Here is a 20,313-nt window from a genome sequence, read left to right on the forward strand (position 1 = left end):
CCGTCACAAGGGTCTGGGTGAGCGCACTTCGTGCACTCGCTCCAGCCGGGACTCGGTGTAGGACGCGATCTGGTCGATCACCACACGCAGCCGGGATCCGTCGTCGGCGGCCTCGGCGAATTCGAGCGCGAACTGCGGGTCCAGACCGCTGGGCGCCTGCGCCCACAGCGCGAGCGCGACCTCCCGGATGAGCGTGCGCTGGTCGGCCTGCACCTGCAGGTGACGGTGGTCGGACATGATGAATTGCAGGGCCAGCATCTTGAGCACGGCCACCTCGGCGCGGACCAGACCCGGGACCTGCAGATCGGTGTCGAACCGGCGCAGCGGTCCGGGGCCCGCCGCGGCGCGGGTGTGCGAGATCGCGGCGTTGGCGAAGCGGCCGACGAACTCGCTGGTCAGATTCTTCAGGGCCACCGACGCCGTCAACGTGCCGTCGTACTTGCCGACCGCCTCGACGACCGGCATCTCCGACAGCCTCGACGACGCGTCGAGCAGTTCGTCATGGCTGATCGCCGGGAACGCCTTCGCGCCCAGGTCCGCCAGCGCGGTGGCGGCATCGGCGTCGGCCAGCACCCGCAGGTCGATGCGCCCGGAGATGACGCCGTCCTCGACATCGTGCACCGAGTAGGCGACATCGTCGGCCCAGTCCATCACCTGGGCCTCCAGGCATGGCCGTCCGGCGGGTGCCCCGTCGCGCAACCAGCCGGCGGCGACGAGGTCGTCGCTGTAGAAACCGAACTTCCTGGGGTTCTCGGCACGGGTCCACGGGTACTTGGTGACCGCGTCCAGCGCCGCCCTGGTGAGGTTCAGTCCCGCGGAACGGCCCTCGGCGTCAAGCACTTTGGGTTCCAGTCGGGTCAGGATCCGCAGATTCTGGGCGTTGCCCTCGAATCCGCCGAACGCGTCGGCGATCTCGTTGAGCGCGCGTTCACCGTTGTGCCCGTAGGGCGGGTGGCCGATGTCGTGGGCCAGCCCGGCCAGATCGACCAGATCCGGGTCACACCCCAGCCCGACGGCCATGCCGCGGCCGATCTGGGCCACCTCCAGGGAGTGCGTCAGCCGGGTGCGTGGGGTGTCACCGTGCCGGGGACCGACCACCTGGGTCTTGTCGGCGAGCCTGCGCAACGCGGCGCTGTGCAGCACGCGGGCGCGGTCCCTGGCGAAGGCGGTGCGGTGCTCGGTGTCGGTCCCGGGCAGCGCGCTACCCTTCGGCGACTCCGGCACCAGCCGCTGCCGGTCGAAGTCGTCGTAGGGGTCGGATGTGTCACGTTGCGTTGCCACCGCCGCACAGTCTGCCAGCAGCGCTGCCGCCGTTCGGACATGCCGCCGTCGCGGAGCGCCCGTGTTCACTAGATTGACGGCATGCGTATCGCCCGTTTGCTCAGTGTGGCCCTCGCGGTACTGACCGCCGGCCTCCTGCTCGCACCCGCCGCCGCGGGGCAGCCGCCGTTCCGGCTGGCCAGCTATGTGGTGGATGAGGCGAACGCGCTGAGCGCCTCCGACATGACCGAGGTGACCCAGGCGATCGACAAGCTCTACACCGACCGCAAGGTCCGGCTCTGGGTGGTGTTCGTCGACTCGTTCTCCGGTTCGCCGGCCGCGGACTGGGCCCGGGCCACCATGCGGACCAGCGATTTCGGCGACCACGACGCGCTGCTGGCGGTGGCCACGACCGACCGCGCCTACGCGCTGCTGGCGCCCACCGCGGCGGCCGGCGGTGTCGATGTGGATGCCCTGCGCCGCAATCAGGTTGAGCCCGCGCTGCGCGCCCAGCAGTGGGCCGAGGCGGCGATCGCGGCGGCCGAGGGTCTCGACGGGCCCGCCGGCTCGTCCTCGACGTCGTCGGGATCCTCTGATTCCGAACTGAACTGGTTCGGTGTGCTGGTGATGCTGGCCGTCATCGCAGCGGCGGTGGCCGGCCTGTTGCTGTGGTCCCGGCGCCGCAAGCGCAAGCGCCGGGAGGCCGATCTCGCGGCCGCCCAGCGCATCGATCCGGCCGACCCGAGCGCGCTGGCGGCGGTGCCGCTGGACACCCTCGACGAGCTGTCCCGCTCCATCGTGGTCGAGGTCGACAACGCGGTGCGCACCAGCGAGAACGAACTGGCGCTGGCCGTCGAGGAGTTCGGCGAGAAGGAGACCGCACCGTTTCGCACCGCGGTCAGCGCCGCGAAGACGACGCTGGCCCAGGCGTTCAACGTGCGCCAGATCCTCGACGATGCGGTGCCCGAAACCCCGCAGCAGCGCCGCGATCTGCTGACCAGGGTGATCGTGGCGGCGGCCAAGGCCGATCGCGAACTCGACCGGCAGCGCGAGGCGTTCTCGCAGCTACGCGATCTGGTGATCAACGCGCCCACCCGGCTCGACGCACTCACCCAGCAGATGGTCGATCTCACCGCCCGCCTCGCGCCGGCCGAACAGACGCTGGCCACCCTGCATCAGCAGTTCTCCCCCACGGCGCTGAACTCGGTGACCGGCAACGCCGAAACCGCCAAGCACCGGCTGGCCTTCGCCGATCAGAACATCACCAACGCCCGGACGCTGGTGGCGCGGCCGGCGGGACGCCAGGGCGGGCTCGTCGACTCGATCCGGGCGGCCGAGTCGGCGCTCGGCCAGGCCAGGACCATGCTGGACGCCATCGACAGCGCCACCACCGATATCAACCGCGCGATCGCCACCCTGCCCGATGCGATCACCGACATCCAGAACGGCATCAAGGCCGCCGGTAACCAACTGGCGCAAGGTGGTATCACCGGCGCCGAAGCCCTGACCGCCGCCCGCGATGCCGCGACCCGCGCGGTCACCGAAGCGCAGGCCAACGGCGGCACCGACCCGCTGGGCGCCTTCACCGCGCTGACCCAGGCCGACGCCGACCTGGACCGGCTGCTGGACAGCGTCGCCGAGGAGCGCGCGGCCGGCGAACGGCTACGCCGCGCGTTCGAACAGGCGTTGTTCTCCGCGCAGTCCCGGGTGCGCGGTGTCTCGGATTTCATCGATACCCGCCGCGGCAGCATCGGACCCGAGGCACGCACCCGGCTCGCCGAAGCCGTGCGCCAACTGCAGGCCGCACAGGACAAGCAGGGCACCAATCTGCCCGAGGCGATCGCGCACGCCAACGGTGCGGCGATGCTCGCCGGGCAGGCCCAGACGATCGCCAACAGCGATGTCGCCAAAACTCAACAGCAGTACAACAATTACGGCGGTTTCGGTGGCGGTGGCGGCTCGAATACCGGCGCGATGATCGGCGGCATCATCATCGGCAACATCCTGTCCGGGGCGCTGCGCGGAGGTATGGGTGGCGGCGGCGGATGGAGTTCCACCACGTTCGGCGGCTCCGGCGGCGGAGGGTTCAGTGGGGGCGGGATGAGCGGTGGCGGCGGTCGGTTCTAGGGCTGCCCGTCCGGATCATCGGTTGTCGCCGTCGCCGCCCTCACGCTCGCCCAAGCTCTGATAGCCCGCGCCGAGATCGTGGATCCGGGCTGCGATGCCGTTCATATCGGCGTTGGACCGGCGCAAAATCTCGGCGACTTCGCCGACACCGCGTGACACCACCGCGATGAGGGCGCACTCACCGGCCGCGTTGGGCGGCACGCTGGCCGCGGCGCTCGACACCCACTGTTTGACCGCGTCCAGGTCCCGCCGCCCCGCCACCACCACCTGCGCCGACCGGTCCACCTCGGATCCGAGGCGCCGATCGAGTTCGGCGAGCCCGCCGATCGTGCCGACGAGCCGTTCGTTGCGACCCGAGTAGGCCTCGGCCGCGGCGCCCGTCCAATGCTCACCGGGCGCGGTCGAGGCGACCACGCGATGCAACTCGTCGAGTGTGCCGCTGCGGTCGAACTCCGCCCCACCGACCGGTGTGCCCTCGCCGAGCGTCGCGCGGGCGCTGTCCCACGTCGAAAGAAATGCCCCCAGAACGCTGATCGCCGCCCCCTTTGATCCCTCGACTCACATCCTAAATGAGCCCAGAGTGCCTCCGGCGCAGTAATTCGGGCTACCTGCTGAGCTGGTCGGCGAGCTTGTCCTGACCATTTGTCGGCGAGCGTGCGTGTCTGCTGGCAGACACGCCGCGTGCCCAGCCGAGTCTGCGCACGCTCACGCCACTGCGGAACGCGACAACTCGAACTCCAGGCGTCTCAGGAAGTCGCCCGACCGTCGCCGGACATCGTCGGCCACGATCGACAACAGGGTCCAACCCATTTCCTGCAGGGCGGCACGCTTCTGCCGGTCCCGAACGAAGCTGGCGGGGTCGCTGTGCCAGTCGAAGCCGTCGTACTCGACGGCCAGCTTGTGGAGCGGCCAGGCAAAATCGAGCCGCCAATGCCGTCCCGAGCGGTCGATGATCTCGTACTGGAGATCCGGCATCGGCAGTTTCCCGTCGAGCATCACCAGACGCGCTTCGCTTTCCATAGGTGACTCCGCAGCAGCCGCCGCATGCGGAACCAGCTCCCGCACATGGACAATGCCGCGGCGTCCATGTTGTTCCGATACCGCATCGAACAGCTGTCCGCGATCACAGGTGCCAGTCCGCAATGCCGCATCCAGAGTCGCCAACGCACGCGGACGACGCAGAGCGCGGGCGACTTCGACCGCCGTCCACGCCGCAGTTGTGGCCCGTCGACCGTCGACCGTCGCGAGCGGCGCACCGTCGCGGCGGTGGATGATCACGCCATCAGAAGCCCTCAGCTGATGGCCATCCGGATCGAGCACATGCAGGTCAATGACGTCTTCGGTGTCGAAACCATATGCCGCAGCTGCTGTTCCGAGGCAGATGGCGATGGGGACACCCGCCCGCAGGTCCAGTCCGCGGAGACGGGTGAGGTTGTCCGGTTCCTCACCGGAGTACACGCCCGGCCACACCTTGATCAGCTCGCCCGTCCGGATCCCGGTGTCGAGCCGACTGCGGCTCAACACGTTCAGGAGTTGGGCGGTGGTGGCGACCCCACCCTGGCGCGCGAGCAATGCGGCAACGTCGTCGGGCATGCAGCCGATCGTCGGTCAGGCGGGCCGGCCTGCACGACCCCCGTCATCACATCTGGGGATGAATCGGCGACTGTGCACAACGCTGCCGCCGCGAGCGTGCGTTATCTCGGCTCCCGCTGCGGCGTGTCTGCCAACAGACACGCACGCTCGCGGGAAGTGGGTCAGCAGCCCTTCAACCGCACGGCAAGGTAATTGGACACCTCGGAGATCGCCACCCGCTCCTGGGTCATGGCGTCGCGCTCACGGATGGTGACCGCCTGGTCGTCGAGCGAATCGAAGTCCAGCGTCACGCAGAACGGGGTGCCGATCTCGTCCTGGCGGCGGTAGCGCCGCCCGATCGCGCCGGCATCGTCGAACTCGACATTCCAGCTCTGCCGCAGCTCGGCGGCGAGATCCTTTGCCTTGGGCGACAAGTCGGCGTGCCGCGAGAGCGGCAGCACCGCCGCCTTGACCGGGGCCAGTCGCGGGTCGAGCTTGAGCACGGTGCGCTTGTCCACCCCGCCCTTGGCGTTCGGAGCCTCGTCCTCGGTGTAGGCATCGACCAGGAACGCCATCAGCGAGCGGGTCAGACCGGCCGCCGGCTCGATCACGTACGGCGTGTAGCGGGTGTCCGAAGCCTGATCGTAGTAGGTCAGGTCGACACCGGAAGCCTTTGCGTGGCTGGACAAGTCGTGGTCGGTACGGTTGGCGATACCCTCCAGCTCACCCCACGGGTTGCCGGAGAAACCGAACTTGTACTCGATATCGGTGGTGCCCGCACTGTAGTGCGACAGCTTTTCCAGCGGGTGCTCGTAGAGGCGCAGGTTCTCCGGGTTGATCCCGAGATCGGTGTACCACTTCAGCCGCGTCTCGATCCAGTACTTGTGCCACTCCGGCGCGGTGGACGGCTCGACGAAGAACTCCATCTCCATCTGCTCGAACTCACGGGTGCGGAAGATGAAGTTACCCGGGGTGATCTCGTTGCGGAAGCTCTTGCCGATCTGGCCGATACCGAACGGCGGCTTCTTGCGTGCGGTGGTCACCACATTGGCGAAGTTGACGAAGATGCCCTGCGCGGTCTCGGGACGCAGGTAGTGCAGACCATCCTCGGACTCGATGGGCCCCAGGTAGGTCTTGAGCATCATGTTGAAATCGCGCGGCTCGGTCCATTGACCCTTGGTGCCGCAGTCGGGGCAGACGATCTCGCCCATGGGGACGTCATCCGGCTCGCCACCCTTCTTGAGCGCGTAGGCCTCTTGCAGGTGATCCTGCCGGTGGCGCTTGTGGCAGTTCAGGCATTCGACGAGCGGATCGTTGAACACCGCGACGTGCCCGGAGGCCACCCACACCTGGCGGGGCAGGATGATCGCGCTGTCCAGGCCGACGACGTCATCGCGGCCGGTGACCACCGAACGCCACCACTGCTTCTTGATGTTCTCCTTGAGCTCCACCCCGAGTGGTCCGTAATCCCAGGCGGACTTCGTACCGCCGTAGATCTCGCCCGATTGGTAGACGAGGCCACGGCGTTTCGCCAGGTTTGCAACGGTGTCGATGAGGGATGCCACGGGTCAACAGCGTAGCGATGAGACCGGGACCCTCTCGCCGGGGAGTCCCCGCCAAACCATTGACATGCGCAGATGTGCATGTAATCTGGCTAGATAATGAAAACCGTTTCCACTACCGGCCATGAGCACGAGCATGCCAGCTCACCGTTCCCGGAGCTACCGTCACGGGAGATCCTGGACATCACCGGGGATCTGCTACGCGCGCTGGCCGCACCGTTGCGCATCGCCATCGTCCTGCAACTGCGCGAATCCCAGCGCTGCGTGCACGAACTCGTCGACGCGCTGGACGTGCCCCAGCCGCTGGTCAGCCAGCACCTTCGCATCCTCAAGTCCGCCGGCGTGGTGGCCGGGGAACGCAGCGGCCGCGAGGTGATGTACCGCCTCGTCGACCATCACCTGGCCGAGATCGTGGTGGCGGCCGTCACCCACGCCGCCGAGGACACCGCATGACCCCCGTGGTGCGCTCGACGAGGCAGCGCGCGGCGATCTCCGCGCTGCTCGACGACGTCGCGGACTTCCGGTCCGCGCAGGAACTGCACGACGAACTGCGCAAACGCGGCGAGGGTATCGGGCTGACCACCGTGTACCGCACGCTGCAGTCCATGGCCACCGCCGGCCAGGTCGACACCCTGCGCACCGACACCGGGGAATCGGTGTACCGGTTGTGCTCGGAACATCACCACCATCACCTGGTGTGCCGGATCTGCGGTGCCACCGTCGAGGTCGAGGGCGGCGCCGCCGAGGTCTGGGCCGACCAGGTCGCCGCGCAGCACGGTTTCACCGATGTCAGCCACACCATCGAGATCTTCGGGGTGTGCGGGAAGTGCGCCGAGGTCAGCTGACGCGCACGAACTCCAGCACCGCGCCGACGGTCAGCGGGGCGAGCTCGATATCGCCGGGTGCGTGTGGGTCCACCCACGCCATCTCGACGATCTCGGCGCCCGGCTGCGGTCGATCATCGAGGCTGACCAGGAACAGGTCGGCGGCGACGCGATGGCCGGGCTCGTTGGCCGCCGCCGCGTCGTGATGTCCCAGCGAGCGGATGGAATCCTCCACCACGCCGGCGCCGAGTTCTTCGCGGATCTCCCGGTGCAGCGCCTGCACCGGCGTCTCCCCCGGTTCGATCTTTCCGCCGGGCTGCATGAACGCCGTGGTCCCGCGCTTGCGGACCACCAGCACATGGTTGCGCTCGTCGAGGACGACGGCCGCGACGATCCGGATCACCGGAGTCACGTCAACGTGCGCCGCACGTCGGCGCCGGTGGACAGCACCATCATGATCAGCGTGCCGAGCGCCTCGTCGGACAGGCCCGAGCCCGGAAAGTTGTAGCGCAGCAGCACATCCGCTGACGTGTCATCCTTCTCGGCCAGTGAGACCGTGCCCAGCAGGGTGCCCCGGGTGTGCTCGGACACCGTCGCGCGCAGCTCGTCGTCCAGCGGCAGGTCCCAGGCCAGGACCTGGTTGAGCGACACCATGTCCAGCCCCTCGCCGACGCTCACCACCCGCAGCGAGGCGAAGGTGCCATCGTGGTGCACGGTCAGCGCACCGTCGTCCTCACGGGTGGCCGTCAGCAGCGCCTCGGCAATGGCCAAGAGCCGATCCTCGAGCGAAGACATTCCCGGGTCGCTGCGCTCCTGCCCGCCGGATGACATTCCCGGGTCGCTGCGCTCCTGCCCGCCGGATGCCATCAGGCCCGCCCGAACCGGCGGTTGCGGTTCACGTATTCCTCGCACGCCGCCCACAGGTCGCGGCGGTCATAGTCGGGCCAGAGCTTGTCCTGGAAGACGTACTCGGCGTAGGCCGCCTGCCAGATCAGGAAGTTGCTGGCCCGCTGCTCTCCCGATGTCCGGATGAACAGGTCGACATCGGGAATATCGGGGCGGTGCAGGTGCTTGGCGAAGGACGCCTCACTGATGCGATTCGGGTTGACCTTGCCCGCGACCGCTTCTTCGGCGAGTTGCCTTGCCGCCTCGACAATCTCGGTGCGGCCCCCGTAGTTCACGCAGTAGTTGACGGTGATGACGTCGTTGCCGACCGTCATCTGCTCGGCGATGTCGAACTCCTTGATGACGCTGCTCCACATGCGCGGCCGCGAGCCCACCCAGCGCATGTTGACACCCATGGCATCCAGGTTCTCGCGGCGGCGGCGCACCACCTCGCGGTTGAAGCCCATCAGGAAACGCACCTCTTCGGTGCTGCGCTTCCAGTTCTCGGTGGAGAAGGCGTAGACGCTCAGATGTTTGATGCCCAGTTCGATGGCGCCGCAGGTGATGTCGATGAGGACGGCCTCACCCATCTTGTGTCCCTCGGTGCGGCCCAGCCCGCGCTGGGTGGCCCACCGGCCGTTACCGTCCATGACGACGGCGACGTGGTTGGGAACCTGGTCGGCCGGGATCTGCGGAGCAGCCGCCTTCGACGGGTGCTGCGGCGGCCGGGAGAACTTACCGTTGGTGCGCGGCGGCAGCTCCGGGAACACCACCGGCCACGTCGAGACGTCCGGGAAAACCGGGTAGTCCTCAGGCGCCGGGGGCAGCTGCGGGTACGTGGTCTTGCCCCGTTTGGTAGCCATGGGCCATATCCTGCCCGACCACCCCTGCTCTGCGTTCAACGGCCGCGGTATCAACTCTGTATACGCGCTCCACCAGTGGCAATGTCCGCAGTTGACGTTCCAGGTGCCACTGCAGATGCGCGGCCACCAGCCCGCTGGCCTGGCTGCGATGCGATGAGGTGGACGCCTCGGCGAACTCCCAGTCACCGTCGTGCAGCGCGATCATCAGATCCATCACGGCCTGCGCAGGGGTCGCGGCCCCCGATGGCCGGCAGTGCACGCACACGCTGCCACCCGCGCCGACGTGGAAAGCCCGGTGCGGACCGGGCGCCGCGCACCGGGCGCATTCGGTCAGCGACGGCGCCCAGCCCGCGATCCCCATCGCCCGCAGCAGGTACGCATCGAGGACCAGCTCGCGGGGGCGGCGGCCCTCGGCCACCGCACGCAGCGCCGCCACCGTCAGGCTGTGCAGCGCGGGCACCGGGGCGCGTTCCTCCCCGGCGAGGCGCTCCGCGGTCTCCAGCACCGCGCAGGCACAGGTGTAGCGGCCGTAGTCGCTGACGATGTCGACGGCGAACGCATCGATGGATTGCACCTGGGTGACGATGTCGAGATTGCGCCCCGGGTGCAGCTGAACGTCGATGTGCGCGAAAGGCTCCAGCCGCGCCCCGAACTTGCTCCGGGTACGGCGCACTCCCTTGGCCACCGCGCGGACCACGCCGTTCTCGCGGGTGAGCAGAGTCACGATCCGGTCGGCCTCGCCGAGCTTGTGCTGGCGCAGCACCACCGCTCGATCCCGGTACAACCGCATCGGGACAGTGTGTCACCGCGCGGTGACATCGACCGCACCGCAACGCCGGATATCCTCAAACCCAGTATGGCTCTCACTCATAAAACGCCCGTCCGCATGACTCCTGCACCCAGATTTCCCACTCTCACCCAGCTGCAGTACCGACTCGCCAGCGGCTCGGTCACCTCCGACCAACTGGTACGCAGGTCCCTGGCGGCCATCGAAGCCAGCCAGCCCACCCTGAATGCCTTCCGGGTGGTGCTGACCGAGCAGGCGCTGGCCGATGCCGCCGAAGCTGATCGCAAACGCGCTGCGGGGCAACAACTTCCACTGCTGGGAATCCCGATTGCGGTCAAGGATGACGTGGACGTGGCGGGGGTGGCCACCCGGTTCGGCACCGACGGGGAACGGCCGGTCGCGACCGCCGACGCCGAGGTGGTGCGGCGGTTACGGGCGGCCGGTGCGGTGATCGTCGGCAAGACCAACACCTGCGAGCTGGGTCAGTGGCCGTTCACCAGCGGCCCGGGATTCGGCCACACCCGCAATCCGTGGTCACGCGAGCACAGTCCGGGTGGGTCCTCCGGGGGCAGCGCCGCCGCGGTGGCCGCCGGTCTGGTGACCGCCGCGATCGGATCCGACGGGGCGGGCAGTGTCCGGATACCGGCGGCCTGGACGCATCTGGTCGGGATCAAACCGCAGCGCGGCCGCATCTCGACCTGGCCGCTGCCCGAGGCGTTCAACGGCATCACCGTCAACGGCGTGCTGGCCCGCACCGTCACCGACGCCGCCATCGTGCTCGACGCCGCCTCCGGTAACGCCGACGGCGATCTGCACAAACCGGCCCCGGTCCAGGTGTCCGACCACGTCGGTCGCGCCCCCGGCCCGCTGCGCGTCGCGATGTCCACGGCGTTTCCGTTCAACGTGTTCCGTTCCGAGCTGCACCCGGAGATCGCGGCCGCACTGCAGGGCGTCGCCGATCAGCTCGGGCAGCTCGGGCACACCGTCATCAAGGCCGATCCGGATTACGGGCTGCGGATGTCATGGAACTTCCTGTCCCGTTCCACCTCGGGGCTGCTGGAGTGGCAGCAACGGCTGGGATCCGGCGTGACGCTCGACAAACGCACCGTGAGCAATATCCGGACCGGTTGGTTGCTGTCGCAGCACACCCTGCGCAAGGCGCGGGCGGCCGAGGCACAGGCCCAGCGCCGGGTCGGCTGGATCTTCAACATCGCCGACGTGGTGCTCGCCCCCACCACCGCACTGCCACCGCCGCTGGTCGACGAGTACGACGACCGCGGCCCGCTGACCACCGACCGGGCCATGATCCGCGCCTGCCCGGTGACCTGGCCGTGGAACCTGCTGGGCTGGCCCTCGATCAACATCCCGGCCGGATTCACCTCCGACGGGCTGCCCATCGGGGTGCAGTTGATGGGTCCGGCCGACAGCGAACCCATGCTGATCTCGCTGGCCGCCGCGCTCGAGGGGGTGAACGGCTGGATGGCCAAGCAGCCGGAACCTTGGTGGGACAGTCCCGCGCTGACGTAAGGTCACCCCCTATGACGAACACCCGCCGTTGCGCGACGGCCGTCGCGGTGGCCGCCTTCGCCGCCGGGGCGCTGCTGGCCGCGCCCGCCGCCAACGCCGACAACCGTCGACTCAACGACGGTGTGGTCGCCAACGTGTACACGGTGCAGCACAGGGCCGGTTGCGACACCGACATCAAGATCAACCCGAAGCTGCGCCTCGCCGCGCAGTGGCACACCAACGATGTGCTCAACAACCGGGCGCTCAACGGCGATATCGGGTCCGACGGCACGACCGTCGCCGACCGTGCCCGCAACGCCGGCTACGCCGGGCCCGTCGCCGAGACGGTGGCGATCAACCCGGCGCTGGCGATCAGCGGTATCGAGCTGATCAACCAGTGGTACCACCGGCCGGACTACTACGCGATCATGGCCGATTGCTCGAATGTGCACATCGGCGTCTGGTCGGAGAGCCTTTTCGACCGCACCGTGGTGGTCGCGGTGTACGGCAAGGGTGACGGCGCCCCACCGGTCCCGTCGGATATCCGGGATTTCGGCCAGGTGCCGGGCTGGACGCCCTAAAAGCCCAGCTTCCTGAGCTGCTTGGGATCACGCTGCCAGTTCTTGGCGATCTTGACCTGCAGCTGCAGATAGACCTTGGTGCCCAGCAGCTTCTCGATCTGGGTGCGCGCCGCGGTGCCCACCTCACGCAGCCGGGCACCGCCCTTGCCGATCACGATGCCCTTCTGGCTGTCGCGCTCCACATAGAGGATGGCATGCACATCGATCAGGTCATCGCGGCCCTCTCGCGGGGTCACCTCGTCGATCACGACGGCCAGCGAGTGCGGTAGCTCGTCGCGGACGCCTTCGAGCGCGGCCTCACGGATGAACTCGGCCATGAGCACCTGTTCGGGCTCGTCGGTCAGTTCGCCGTCGGGGTAGAACGCCGGCCCCGGGGGAAGCTTGCTCACCAGGACGTCGATCAGCACATCGAGCTGCTCACCCTTGGTCGCCGACACCGGCACGATCTCGGCGGTGTCCCCGACCAAGTTGCTGACGGCCATCAGCTGCGCCGCCACCTTGTCCCTGGGCACCTTGTCGATCTTGGTGACGATCACGATCAGAGTGGTCCTGGGCGCCACGGCCCGGATCTGCTCGTAGATCCACCGGTCGCCCGGTCCGATCGCCTCATCGGCGGGCAGGCACAGCCCGATGACGTCGACATCGGAGTAGGTGCCCTTGACCAGCTCGTTGAGCCGCTCACCGAGCAGGGTGCGTGGCCGGTGCAGACCCGGGGTGTCGACGAGGATGATCTGAAAGTCGTCGCGGTGCACGATGCCGCGGATGGTGTGCCGCGTGGTCTGGGGCCGGTTCGACGTGATGGCCACCTTCTCGCCGACCAGCGCGTTGGTCAGTGTCGACTTGCCGGTATTGGGCCGGCCGACGAAACAGACGAAACCGGACCGGAATTCGTCGCTCACGGGGACACCAACGGCGTACCGGCACGGTCGGTGACGATCACCGTCGCCGTCGGGGACAGCTCGGTCACCGCACCGACACCGGGATCCTCGGCCGATCCGCCGACCAGCACCGCCGCTTCCAGTCCGGCCGCGCCGCTGGACACCGCGGCGGCGACCGCGGCCTGCAGCGCGGTCAGGCTCAGCGCCGACAGGTGCACGGGCGCACCGGCATAGGTGCGGCCGTCCAGGTCACGCACGGCGGCCCCTTGAGCGGCTTCGGCGCGGCCCATCGCTCCGCGGGCCAGCACCACCAGCTTGTCGTCCTCGGCGTCCAGATCGCTCACGTGTCCTCCTCCGGTGGCGCTTCCGGGGCGATCAGCACAGTGCCGATCCGCACCCTTCCGCGATGGTCCGGGCCGCCTTCGGCCCGCAAACGTAATCCGTTCCAGCTGACCTGGGCGCCGGGCAGCGGCACCCGGCCGAGTTCGTGGGCGAGCAACCCGCCGACGGTGTCGACCTCCAGGTCCTCGCCGACGTCGAGGTCCTCGTACAGTTCGGTCAGGTCTTCGATAGGCAACCGGGTGGAGACCCGGAATCTATTGGAGCCCAGCACCTCCCAGGGCGCCACCTCGTCGGCGTCGTACTCGTCGTTGATCTCGCCGACGATCTCCTCCAGCACGTCCTCGATGGTGACCAGACCGGCGATCGCGCCGTATTCGTCGACCAGCAGCGCCATGTGCTTGCGATCGCGCTGCATCTCGCGCAGCAGCATGTCCAGCGGCTTGGAGTCCGGCACGAACACCGCCGGGCGCATCACCTCGCCGACGCGGGTGTCGACGGGGAATTCGGTATGGGTCTGCTGCACGAGATCCTTGAGGTAGACCACACCGACGACATCGTCGACGTTCTCCCCGATCACCGGCAGCCGGGAATGCCCGCTGCGCACGGCCAATGAGAGCGCCTGCGCCGCGGTCTTGTCCGATTCGATCCACACCATCTCGGTGCGCGGCACCATCACCTCACGGGCCGGGGTGTCGCCGAGCTCGAAGACGGACTGGATCATCCGCCGTTCGTCATCGGCCACCACACCGCGCTGCTGGGCCAGATCGACGACCTCGCGCAGTTCGATCTCCGAGGCGAACGGTCCGTTGCGGAAGCCCCGGCCGGGCGTCAGTGCGTTACCGATGAGCACCAGCAGCCGGCTGATCGGGGTCAGCAGGACCGAGATCGCATGCAGCGGAAGGGCCGCCGACAACGCGATGGTGTACGCGTTCTGCCGGCCGACGGTCCGCGGACCGACACCGATGACGACGAAACTGACCACCACCATGGTGGCCGCCGCGGCGAACAGCCCCCAGGCGACGCCCAGATAGCCGTCCAGATAGGACACCAGCAGGACGGTGGCGCTCACCTCACACGTGATACGGAGCAGCACCACGAGATTGATATAGCGGGGCCGGTCCAGCAGCACACGTGCCAACCGGGCGGCGCCGGGCCGCTCATCGCGGACCATCTCCTCCACGCGGGCCAGCGAGGCGGTGCTGATCGCGGCGTCCACCGCGGCGAAGAGCCCACCGAGGCCGACGAGCAACACTGCAGCGAGCAGCGGGGCGAGGCCGGTCACTGCTGGTCGAAGTATCGCGACTTGTCCAACAGCCGGCGATCCTTCTCGATCTGCAGATCCTGGCGGTAGGACTCCACTTGGTCGGCCACCCATTCCTCGAGGAGGCGGCGCTGCAGGGCGAACATCTCTTTCTCCTCATCGGGTTCGGCATGGTCGTAGCCCAGCAGGTGCAGCACACCGTGCACGGTGAGCAGCGCCAGTTCCTGCCCGAGCGAATGCCCGGCCTTCTCGGCCTGAACGGCCGCGAACTCGGGGCACAACACGATGTCCCCGAGCATGGACGGACCGGGTTCGGCCGCATCCGGGCGGCCCCCGGGCTCCAGCTCGTCCATCGGGAAACTCATCACGTCGGTGGGCCCGGGCAGGTCCATCCAGCGCACGTGCAGGTCGGCCATCGCCGCGGTGTCCAGCAGCACCATGGACAGCTCGGCCGCCGGGTTCACGTCCATCTGCGCGATGACGAACTTCGCGACACTGACCAGTTCCTGTTCGGAGACGTCCATCCCCGATTCGTTGGAGACCTCGATACTCATGCAGTCCCCTCGCAGGCTCGGGTCCCGCATGCCGTCTGTTGATTCGCTCCGCAAGCGTCGCTCATCTGCGCCCACGCCCGCCCGAAGACCTGCGCTGGGCGCGGTTGATCAGTTCCGGCTGCGCCTCATGCCGTGAGTAGGCATCCACGATCTGGGAGACCAGCCGGTGGCGGACCACGTCGGCGCTGGTGAGCTCGGAGAAGTGGATATCGTCGATGCCGTCGAGGATGTCGCTGGCCGCGCGCAGACCCGAGCGCGCGCCACCGGGCAGATCGACCTGGGTGACGTCACCGGTGACGACCATCTTGGAGTTGAACCCCAGCCGGGTCAGGAACATCTTCATCTGCTCGGGCGTGGTGTTCTGCGCCTCGTCGAGGATGATGAACGCGTCGTTGAGCGAGCGGCCGCGCATGAACGCCAGCGGCGCCACCTCGATCACGCCGGCCGCCAGCAGGTTCGGGATGGCGGCCGGATCCATCATGTCGTGCAGCGCGTCGTACAGCGGGCGCAGGTACGGGTCGATCTTCTCGGTCAGCGTGCCGGGAAGGAAGCCGAGGCGCTCACCGGCTTCCACCGCGGGGCGGGTCAGGATGATCCGGTTGACCTGCTTGGTCTGCAATGCGTGCACGGCCTTGGCCATTGCCAGATAGGTCTTACCGGTGCCGGCCGGGCCGATCCCGAAGACGATGGTGTGCGCGTCGATGGCATCGACATAGTGCTTCTGGTTGAGCGTCTTGGGCCGGATGGTCTTCCCGCGCCGAGACAGGATGTCCAGGGTGAGCACCTCGGCCGGTGAGGCGTCATCGGTGCCGGTCAGCATCGACACGCTGTGCCGCACGGCGTCGGGGTTGAGCGGCTGGCCCCGGGAGATCACCGCGGTCAGCTCGGTGACGACACGCTCGGCCAGTGCCACGTCGGCGGGCTCGCCGCTGATGGTGATGGCGTTACCGCGGACATGGATATCGGCGGTGAGCAGTTCTTCCAGGGCACGCAGGTTCTCATCGGCCGAACCCAGCAGGCCCACGATGCTGTCGGGCGGAACAGTGATGCTGCTTCGTACCGGTCCAGGAATAGGACCAGCGGTCGTCTCGCGGGGCGTCACGTGCGGTTTCGTGCCTGCTTCCTGTGGTCTCGGTGTATCGGCGTCCCAAGTTTACCGCCGGTCACCGACCTGTCCCAATGCTCAGTTCCTCAAGTCCCAGCGGCTGGTCAGCACCCCGATCGCCCCGAGCGCCACCGCCGCGGCCGTCGAGGTGCGCAGCACCGACGGCCCGAGCCGCACGGTGCGGGCGCCGGCACCGGTGAGTTCGGCCAACTCCTCGTCGCTGATCCCGCCCTCGGGACCGACCACCAGCAGCACCGCCGCCGCGTCGGCCAGGCCGATATCGGCCAGCGGCACCGTCGCGGACTCGTGCAACACCAGCGTCAGCGCGCCCGGCACCCGGGTCAGCAATTGCGCGGTGGACACCAACCCCTCGATCTCGGGGACGCGGGCACGTCGGGACTGCCGGGCCGCCGACCGGGCCACCGCGCCCCAGCGCCGCAACCCCTTGTCGACCTTGGCCGCCGATTCCCAGCGGGCCACACAGCGCTGCGCCTGCCAGGCCAGGAAGCCGTCGGCACCGGCCTCGGTGGCCAATTCGATTGCCAGCTCGGAACGTTCGGACTTGGGCAGGGCCTGGGCAACGGTCACCGACGGTCTCGGGCCGGGCACCTCGGTGACGTCGAGCACCCGGGCGGACAACCGGCCCTTGGCGGCCTCCTCGACCACACAGTGCGCGACAGTCCCGTTGCCATCGCTCAGATCGAGTTCCTCACCCGGCCGGATCCGGCGCACATTGGACGCATGGAAACCCTCGTCACCGTCGACGACGGCGATACCGCCCGCACCGGGCAGCGCGTCGACGTAGAAGAGCGCCCTACTCATGCGCGATTCCGCTGAGCCGACAAACTAGCGGCCCGAGAACGTCTCACGCAGCCGGCTGAACAGCCCGCCGTTGTTGGCCCCCGCACCGCCTTGGCTGGACTTCACCTCGGCGACATCGCGCGGGCGGTGCTCCTTGAGCTTGCGCAGCAACTCCGAATCGGTGCCGTCGAGCCGGGTCGGCACCAGCACCTCGATGTGGGCGTGCAGGTTGCCGCGCACGCCGGAACGCAGATGCGGCATGCCGTGCCCGCGCAGGGTGGTCACTGCGCCGGGCTGGGTCCCGGGCGGGATGACCAGCTCGGTCGGGCCGTCGATGATGGCGTCGACGGTCACCGAGGTGCCCAGCGCGGCGTCGAACATCGGCACCGAGACCGTGCAATGCAGGTCATCGCCGTCACGGACGAAGATCTCGTGGGGCTGTTCGTGCACCTCGACGTAGAGGTCACCGGCCGGGCCGCCACCGGGGCCGACCTCGCCCTGGGCGGCGAGGCGTACCCGCATGCCGTCGCCGACACCGGCGGGGATCTTGACGCTGATCTCGCGGCGGGCCTGCACCCGGCCGTCGCCGCCGCAGCGGTGGCACGGATCCGGGATGACCTCGCCGACGCCGCCGCAGACCGGGCACGGGCGCGAGGTCATCACCTGACCGAGCAGCGAGCGCTGCACCGTCTGTACCTCGCCGTGGCCCTTGCAGGTATCGCAGGTCTTGGGAACCGAGTTGCCGTGGGTGCCCTTGCCCTGGCACAGGTCGCACAGCACCGCGGTGTCGACCGCCACCTGCTTGGTCACACCCGTCGCGCACTCGGTCAGATCCAGCCGCATCCGCAGCAGCGAATCCGAGCCCGGGCGCACCCGGCCGATCGGTCCGCGCGAGCCCGCGCCGCCACCGAAGAACGCCTCGAACACGTCGCCGAGCCCACCGAAGCCGGCGCCGGAGAAACCGCCGCCACCCGCGCCCGCGCCCTCCAGTGGGTCGCCGCCGAGGTCGACGATGCGTCGCTTCTCCGGATCGGAGAGCACCTCGTAGGCGAGCTGGATCTCGGTGAAGCGCGCCTGGGCGGCCTCATCGGGGTTGACGTCGGGATGCAGTTCACGGGCCAGCTTGCGGTAGGCGCGTTTCAGCTCCGACTCACTGGCGCCTTTGCTCACGCCGAGCAGACCGTAATAATCGCGTGCCACGCTAAAAACCTCTCTCGTGCCGCCGGCGGCGGCATTCCCTCATCGGGTGCCCAGGACTTCACCTATGTAGAGGGCAACGGCGGCGACGTTCGCGATCGTTCCCGGATAGTCCATCCGGGTGGGGCCGACCACGCCCATTCCGCCGTACACCTTGCCCGAGCTGCCGTAGGTGGTGCTCACCACCGATGTTCCCAGCATCTGCTCGGCCTCGGTCTCGTGCCCGATACGCACCGTGACCTTACCGGCCTGCTGTTGCACGGCCAGCAGCCGCAGCACCACGACCTGTTCCTCCAGCGCTTCGAGCACCGAGCGCAGCGACCCACCGAAGTCGGCGGTGTTGCGGGTGAGGTTGGCGGTGCCGCCCAGCAACAGCCGTTCCTCGGTGTGCTCGACGAGGGTCTCGACCAGAACGGTCGCCGCGCGGCCCACCGCGTCGCCGAGACCACCGTGACCGTCCAGCGTGCCTGCCAGGTCGGCGACCGCCACCGACGCCGCCGACAGCGGTTTGCCCTCCAGCGCCGAACCCAGGCGTTCGCGCAGCTGAGCGAGTTGCCCGTCGTCGATGGCGTCACCGAGTTCGACGACCCGCTGGTCGACGCGGCCGCTGTCGGTGATGACCACCAGCAGCAGTTTGGCCGGCGTCAGCGCGACGACCTCCAGGTGACGCACCGTCGAGGCGGACAGCGTCGGGTATTGGATGATGGCGACCTGGCGGGTCAGCTGGGCCAGTAGGCGCACCGCGCGGCGCAGCACATCGTCGAGGTCAACGCCGGATTCGAGGAACGTCATGATGGCGCGGCGTTCGCTGGCGGACATCGGCTTCACATCGTCGAGGCGGTCGACGAACTCCCGGTAGCCCTTCTCGGTGGGCACCCGCCCGGAACTGGTGTGCGGCTGCGCGATGTAGCCCTCGGCCTCCAGGACGGCCATGTCGTTGCGCACCGTGGCACTCGAAACACCGAGGTTGTGGCGTTCGACGAGGGTCTTGGACCCGATCGGCTCCTGGGTCGCGACGAAGTCGGCGACGATGGCGCGCAACACCTCGAAGCGACGATCGTCTGCACTACCCATTGTTCACCTGCCCTTTGTCATCCGGTCTGCCGCCATTTTACGGGGATCAGCAGTGCATATTCACCGCGACACAGATCACGTCGCGCAGCGGCCGCTCCGGCATCGTTCCGTAGGCAAAGACTTCGCCGACATTGCCCGTCGATTGCGGTTAATCTCACCTTCATGGGAGCCCGCCGGTGATCTTCAAAGGTGTCCGCGACGGCAAGCCGTATCCCGAACACAATCTGACCTACCGGCAGTGGGCCCAGATCCCGCCGCGCCAGATCCGGCTCGACGAGCTGGTGACCACCACGACGGTGCTCGCGCTGGACCGGTTGCTCTCCGAGGATTCGACGTTCTACGGCGATCTCTTCCCGCACGCGGTGCGCTGGCAGGGCAATGTCTATCTGGAGGAGGGCGTGCACCACGCGGTGCGGGCGGCGCTGCGCAACCGCACGGTGCTACACGCCCGGGTCTATGAGATGGACGACGCGCTGCCGGCCTGACGCCGCAGCAGCACGAGCGCGGTGAGGATCTGCCAGGCGAAGATCGGGTAGACGCTGCCGCGTTCCCAGGCGCCCACCTGGTTCGGCGCGGCGGCCGTGACCAACAGGCAGACCAGGCCCGACGCGCCCAGCGTGATCGACGTGGCCCGGTACGCCGTCGACGTGAGGATGCCCGATCCCGCCAGGGCGGCGGCGTTTCCGCCGACGATCGCCAGTACCGCCCCGATGACATGCCACGGGTTGCCCTGCCCGCTGTGCACGACGGCGATCAGCACGTTGCCGACACCGTTGCCGATGGCGAACACCAAGAACCACAACCGGTTCCGCGATCGCGTCGCGCCGGCCGCGAACAATGCCGCGGCGACGGCGAAGCACACCCCCTGAAAGGCGAAGGCCGCGTTCATCAGCGGGGCCCGCGCGGAGACGGTGGGGTCACCGAGGGTGCTGATGTAGTCGCTGCCGTAGCGGTACCCCGGCAGCGCCACCGCGGCGAACGCCTCGGCGGCCAGATACCCGGCCGCGGCCAGCAGCCACAGCAGCGCCGCCAGTCCCTCTTTCGCCGAAACTGTATTCCAGAAGGCCCTCACTCGGTCTTTTCCATCACCGGTACAGTCTCGGCCCGCTTGTCGGTGGGGACAACCAAGATCAC

At 68.4% G+C, this 20,313-nt stretch carries 23 protein-coding genes; 6 read left to right on the forward strand and 17 right to left on the reverse strand.

The window, feature by feature from the left end; all coding sequences use genetic code 11:
* Positions 1-3: 3 nt before the first annotated feature.
* The gene (locus C6A86_RS18240; protein WP_105362248.1) at positions 4-1,281 is read right to left on the reverse strand and encodes a deoxyguanosinetriphosphate triphosphohydrolase; all 1,278 of its coding nucleotides are present in this window, start codon (positions 1,279-1,281) and stop codon (positions 4-6) included.
* 81 nt (positions 1,282-1,362) lie between these two features.
* Here C6A86_RS18240 and C6A86_RS18245 point away from each other — a divergent pair, with 81 nt between their 5' ends.
* Entirely contained in the window at positions 1,363-3,387 is a 2,025-nt protein-coding gene (locus tag C6A86_RS18245) for a YgcG family protein (RefSeq protein WP_105362247.1), read from the forward strand.
* Between the two features lie 15 nt (positions 3,388-3,402).
* Here C6A86_RS18245 and C6A86_RS18250 read toward each other — a convergent pair whose 3' ends face one another.
* The 3 genes from C6A86_RS18250 to C6A86_RS18260 form a co-directional block, all read right to left on the reverse strand.
* Positions 3,403-3,810 (reverse strand): EspA/EspE family type VII secretion system effector, encoded by a 408-nt coding sequence (locus tag C6A86_RS18250; RefSeq protein WP_233212908.1) that lies wholly within the window; start codon positions 3,808-3,810, stop codon positions 3,403-3,405.
* A gap of 282 nt (positions 3,811-4,092) precedes the next feature.
* On the reverse strand, positions 4,093-4,980 hold the full coding sequence (locus C6A86_RS18255; RefSeq protein ID WP_105362245.1) for a type IV toxin-antitoxin system AbiEi family antitoxin domain-containing protein: 888 nt from the start codon (positions 4,978-4,980) through the stop codon (positions 4,093-4,095).
* A 161-nt stretch (positions 4,981-5,141) separates the two neighbouring features.
* Positions 5,142-6,524: a glycine--tRNA ligase gene (locus C6A86_RS18260; protein WP_105362244.1), complete on the reverse strand. Its 1,383-nt coding sequence runs from the start codon at positions 6,522-6,524 to the stop codon at positions 5,142-5,144.
* Positions 6,525-6,620: 96 nt separating this feature from the next.
* Between C6A86_RS18260 and C6A86_RS18265 the strand changes: the two genes are divergently transcribed.
* Together C6A86_RS18265 and C6A86_RS18270 are read left to right on the forward strand one after the other, a co-directional pair.
* Positions 6,621-6,974 carry a metalloregulator ArsR/SmtB family transcription factor gene (locus C6A86_RS18265; protein WP_105362243.1) on the forward strand — a complete coding sequence of 118 codons (354 nt, stop codon included), beginning with the start codon at positions 6,621-6,623 and terminating at the stop codon, positions 6,972-6,974.
* Complete coding sequence (locus C6A86_RS18270) at positions 6,971-7,366, forward strand: Fur family transcriptional regulator (RefSeq protein ID WP_105362242.1); 396 nt, start codon at positions 6,971-6,973, stop codon at positions 7,364-7,366. Before C6A86_RS18265 ends, C6A86_RS18270 begins: the two co-directional genes overlap by 4 nt.
* Here the strand turns inward: C6A86_RS18270 and C6A86_RS18275 are convergent.
* From C6A86_RS18275 to recO, 4 genes are all read right to left on the reverse strand, one after another.
* Positions 7,359-7,757: an NUDIX domain-containing protein gene (locus C6A86_RS18275; RefSeq protein ID WP_105362241.1), complete on the reverse strand. Its 399-nt coding sequence runs from the start codon at positions 7,755-7,757 to the stop codon at positions 7,359-7,361. The two genes, C6A86_RS18270 and C6A86_RS18275, sit on opposite strands and share 8 nt — an antisense overlap.
* Positions 7,754-8,140, reverse strand: coding sequence for a hypothetical protein (locus C6A86_RS18280; RefSeq protein ID WP_105362251.1), 387 nt, complete (start codon positions 8,138-8,140; stop codon positions 7,754-7,756). The genes C6A86_RS18275 and C6A86_RS18280 overlap by 4 nt, the downstream gene beginning before the upstream one ends.
* Before the next feature lie 71 nt (positions 8,141-8,211).
* A complete protein-coding gene (locus C6A86_RS18285) occupies positions 8,212-9,093 on the reverse strand; it encodes a decaprenyl diphosphate synthase (protein WP_105362240.1) in 882 nt (293 codons plus the stop codon).
* A complete protein-coding gene (gene recO / locus C6A86_RS18290) occupies positions 9,041-9,883 on the reverse strand; it encodes a DNA repair protein RecO (protein ID WP_311100818.1) in 843 nt (280 codons plus the stop codon). The genes C6A86_RS18285 and recO overlap by 53 nt, the downstream gene beginning before the upstream one ends.
* Positions 9,884-9,949: 66 nt before the next feature.
* Between recO and C6A86_RS18295 the strand changes: the two genes are divergently transcribed.
* Both C6A86_RS18295 and C6A86_RS18300 read left to right on the forward strand, forming a co-directional pair.
* Positions 9,950-11,407 (forward strand): amidase, encoded by a 1,458-nt coding sequence (locus tag C6A86_RS18295; protein WP_199196359.1) that lies wholly within the window; start codon positions 9,950-9,952, stop codon positions 11,405-11,407.
* Between the two features lie 11 nt (positions 11,408-11,418).
* Positions 11,419-11,967: a CAP domain-containing protein gene (locus C6A86_RS18300; protein WP_105365400.1), complete on the forward strand. Its 549-nt coding sequence runs from the start codon at positions 11,419-11,421 to the stop codon at positions 11,965-11,967.
* On the opposite strand, the gene era is transcribed toward C6A86_RS18300, so the two are convergent.
* The 8 genes from era to hrcA form a co-directional block, all read right to left on the reverse strand.
* On the reverse strand, positions 11,964-12,866 hold the full coding sequence (gene era, locus C6A86_RS18305; protein ID WP_105365401.1) for a GTPase Era: 903 nt from the start codon (positions 12,864-12,866) through the stop codon (positions 11,964-11,966). The genes C6A86_RS18300 and era overlap by 4 nt on opposite strands.
* Complete coding sequence (locus C6A86_RS18310) at positions 12,863-13,135, reverse strand: cytidine deaminase (RefSeq protein WP_233213183.1); 273 nt, start codon at positions 13,133-13,135, stop codon at positions 12,863-12,865. Before C6A86_RS18310 ends, era begins: the two co-directional genes overlap by 4 nt.
* A gap of 50 nt (positions 13,136-13,185) precedes the next feature.
* A complete protein-coding gene (locus C6A86_RS18315) occupies positions 13,186-14,469 on the reverse strand; it encodes a hemolysin family protein (RefSeq protein WP_105365403.1) in 1,284 nt (427 codons plus the stop codon).
* The gene (ybeY, locus tag C6A86_RS18320; RefSeq protein ID WP_105365404.1) at positions 14,466-15,002 is read right to left on the reverse strand and encodes an rRNA maturation RNase YbeY; all 537 of its coding nucleotides are present in this window, start codon (positions 15,000-15,002) and stop codon (positions 14,466-14,468) included. Before ybeY ends, C6A86_RS18315 begins: the two co-directional genes overlap by 4 nt.
* 61 nt (positions 15,003-15,063) lie before the next feature.
* Complete coding sequence (locus C6A86_RS18325) at positions 15,064-16,104, reverse strand: PhoH family protein (protein ID WP_105365405.1); 1,041 nt, start codon at positions 16,102-16,104, stop codon at positions 15,064-15,066.
* An 81-nt stretch (positions 16,105-16,185) separates the two neighbouring features.
* A complete protein-coding gene (locus C6A86_RS18330; RefSeq protein ID WP_105365406.1) occupies positions 16,186-16,929 on the reverse strand; it encodes a 16S rRNA (uracil(1498)-N(3))-methyltransferase in 744 nt (247 codons plus the stop codon).
* A gap of 24 nt (positions 16,930-16,953) precedes the next feature.
* On the reverse strand, positions 16,954-18,108 hold the full coding sequence (gene dnaJ, locus C6A86_RS18335; RefSeq protein WP_105365407.1) for a molecular chaperone DnaJ: 1,155 nt from the start codon (positions 18,106-18,108) through the stop codon (positions 16,954-16,956).
* A gap of 39 nt (positions 18,109-18,147) precedes the next feature.
* Positions 18,148-19,179 (reverse strand): heat-inducible transcriptional repressor HrcA, encoded by a 1,032-nt coding sequence (gene hrcA, locus C6A86_RS18340; RefSeq protein WP_105365408.1) that lies wholly within the window; start codon positions 19,177-19,179, stop codon positions 18,148-18,150.
* 176 nt (positions 19,180-19,355) lie between these two features.
* On the opposite strand from hrcA, the gene C6A86_RS18345 reads away from it, so the two are divergent.
* A complete protein-coding gene (locus C6A86_RS18345) occupies positions 19,356-19,664 on the forward strand; it encodes a type II toxin-antitoxin system VapB family antitoxin (RefSeq protein ID WP_105365409.1) in 309 nt (102 codons plus the stop codon).
* Here C6A86_RS18345 and C6A86_RS18350 read toward each other — a convergent pair.
* Positions 19,634-20,251 (reverse strand): DUF998 domain-containing protein, encoded by a 618-nt coding sequence (locus C6A86_RS18350; protein ID WP_105365410.1) that lies wholly within the window; start codon positions 20,249-20,251, stop codon positions 19,634-19,636. The two genes, C6A86_RS18345 and C6A86_RS18350, sit on opposite strands and share 31 nt — an antisense overlap.
* Between the last annotated feature and the right edge of the window lie 62 nt (positions 20,252-20,313).

It is taken from the genome of Mycobacterium sp. ITM-2016-00316, from assembly GCF_002968335.2.
Lineage (GTDB): Bacteria > Actinomycetota > Actinomycetes > Mycobacteriales > Mycobacteriaceae > Mycobacterium.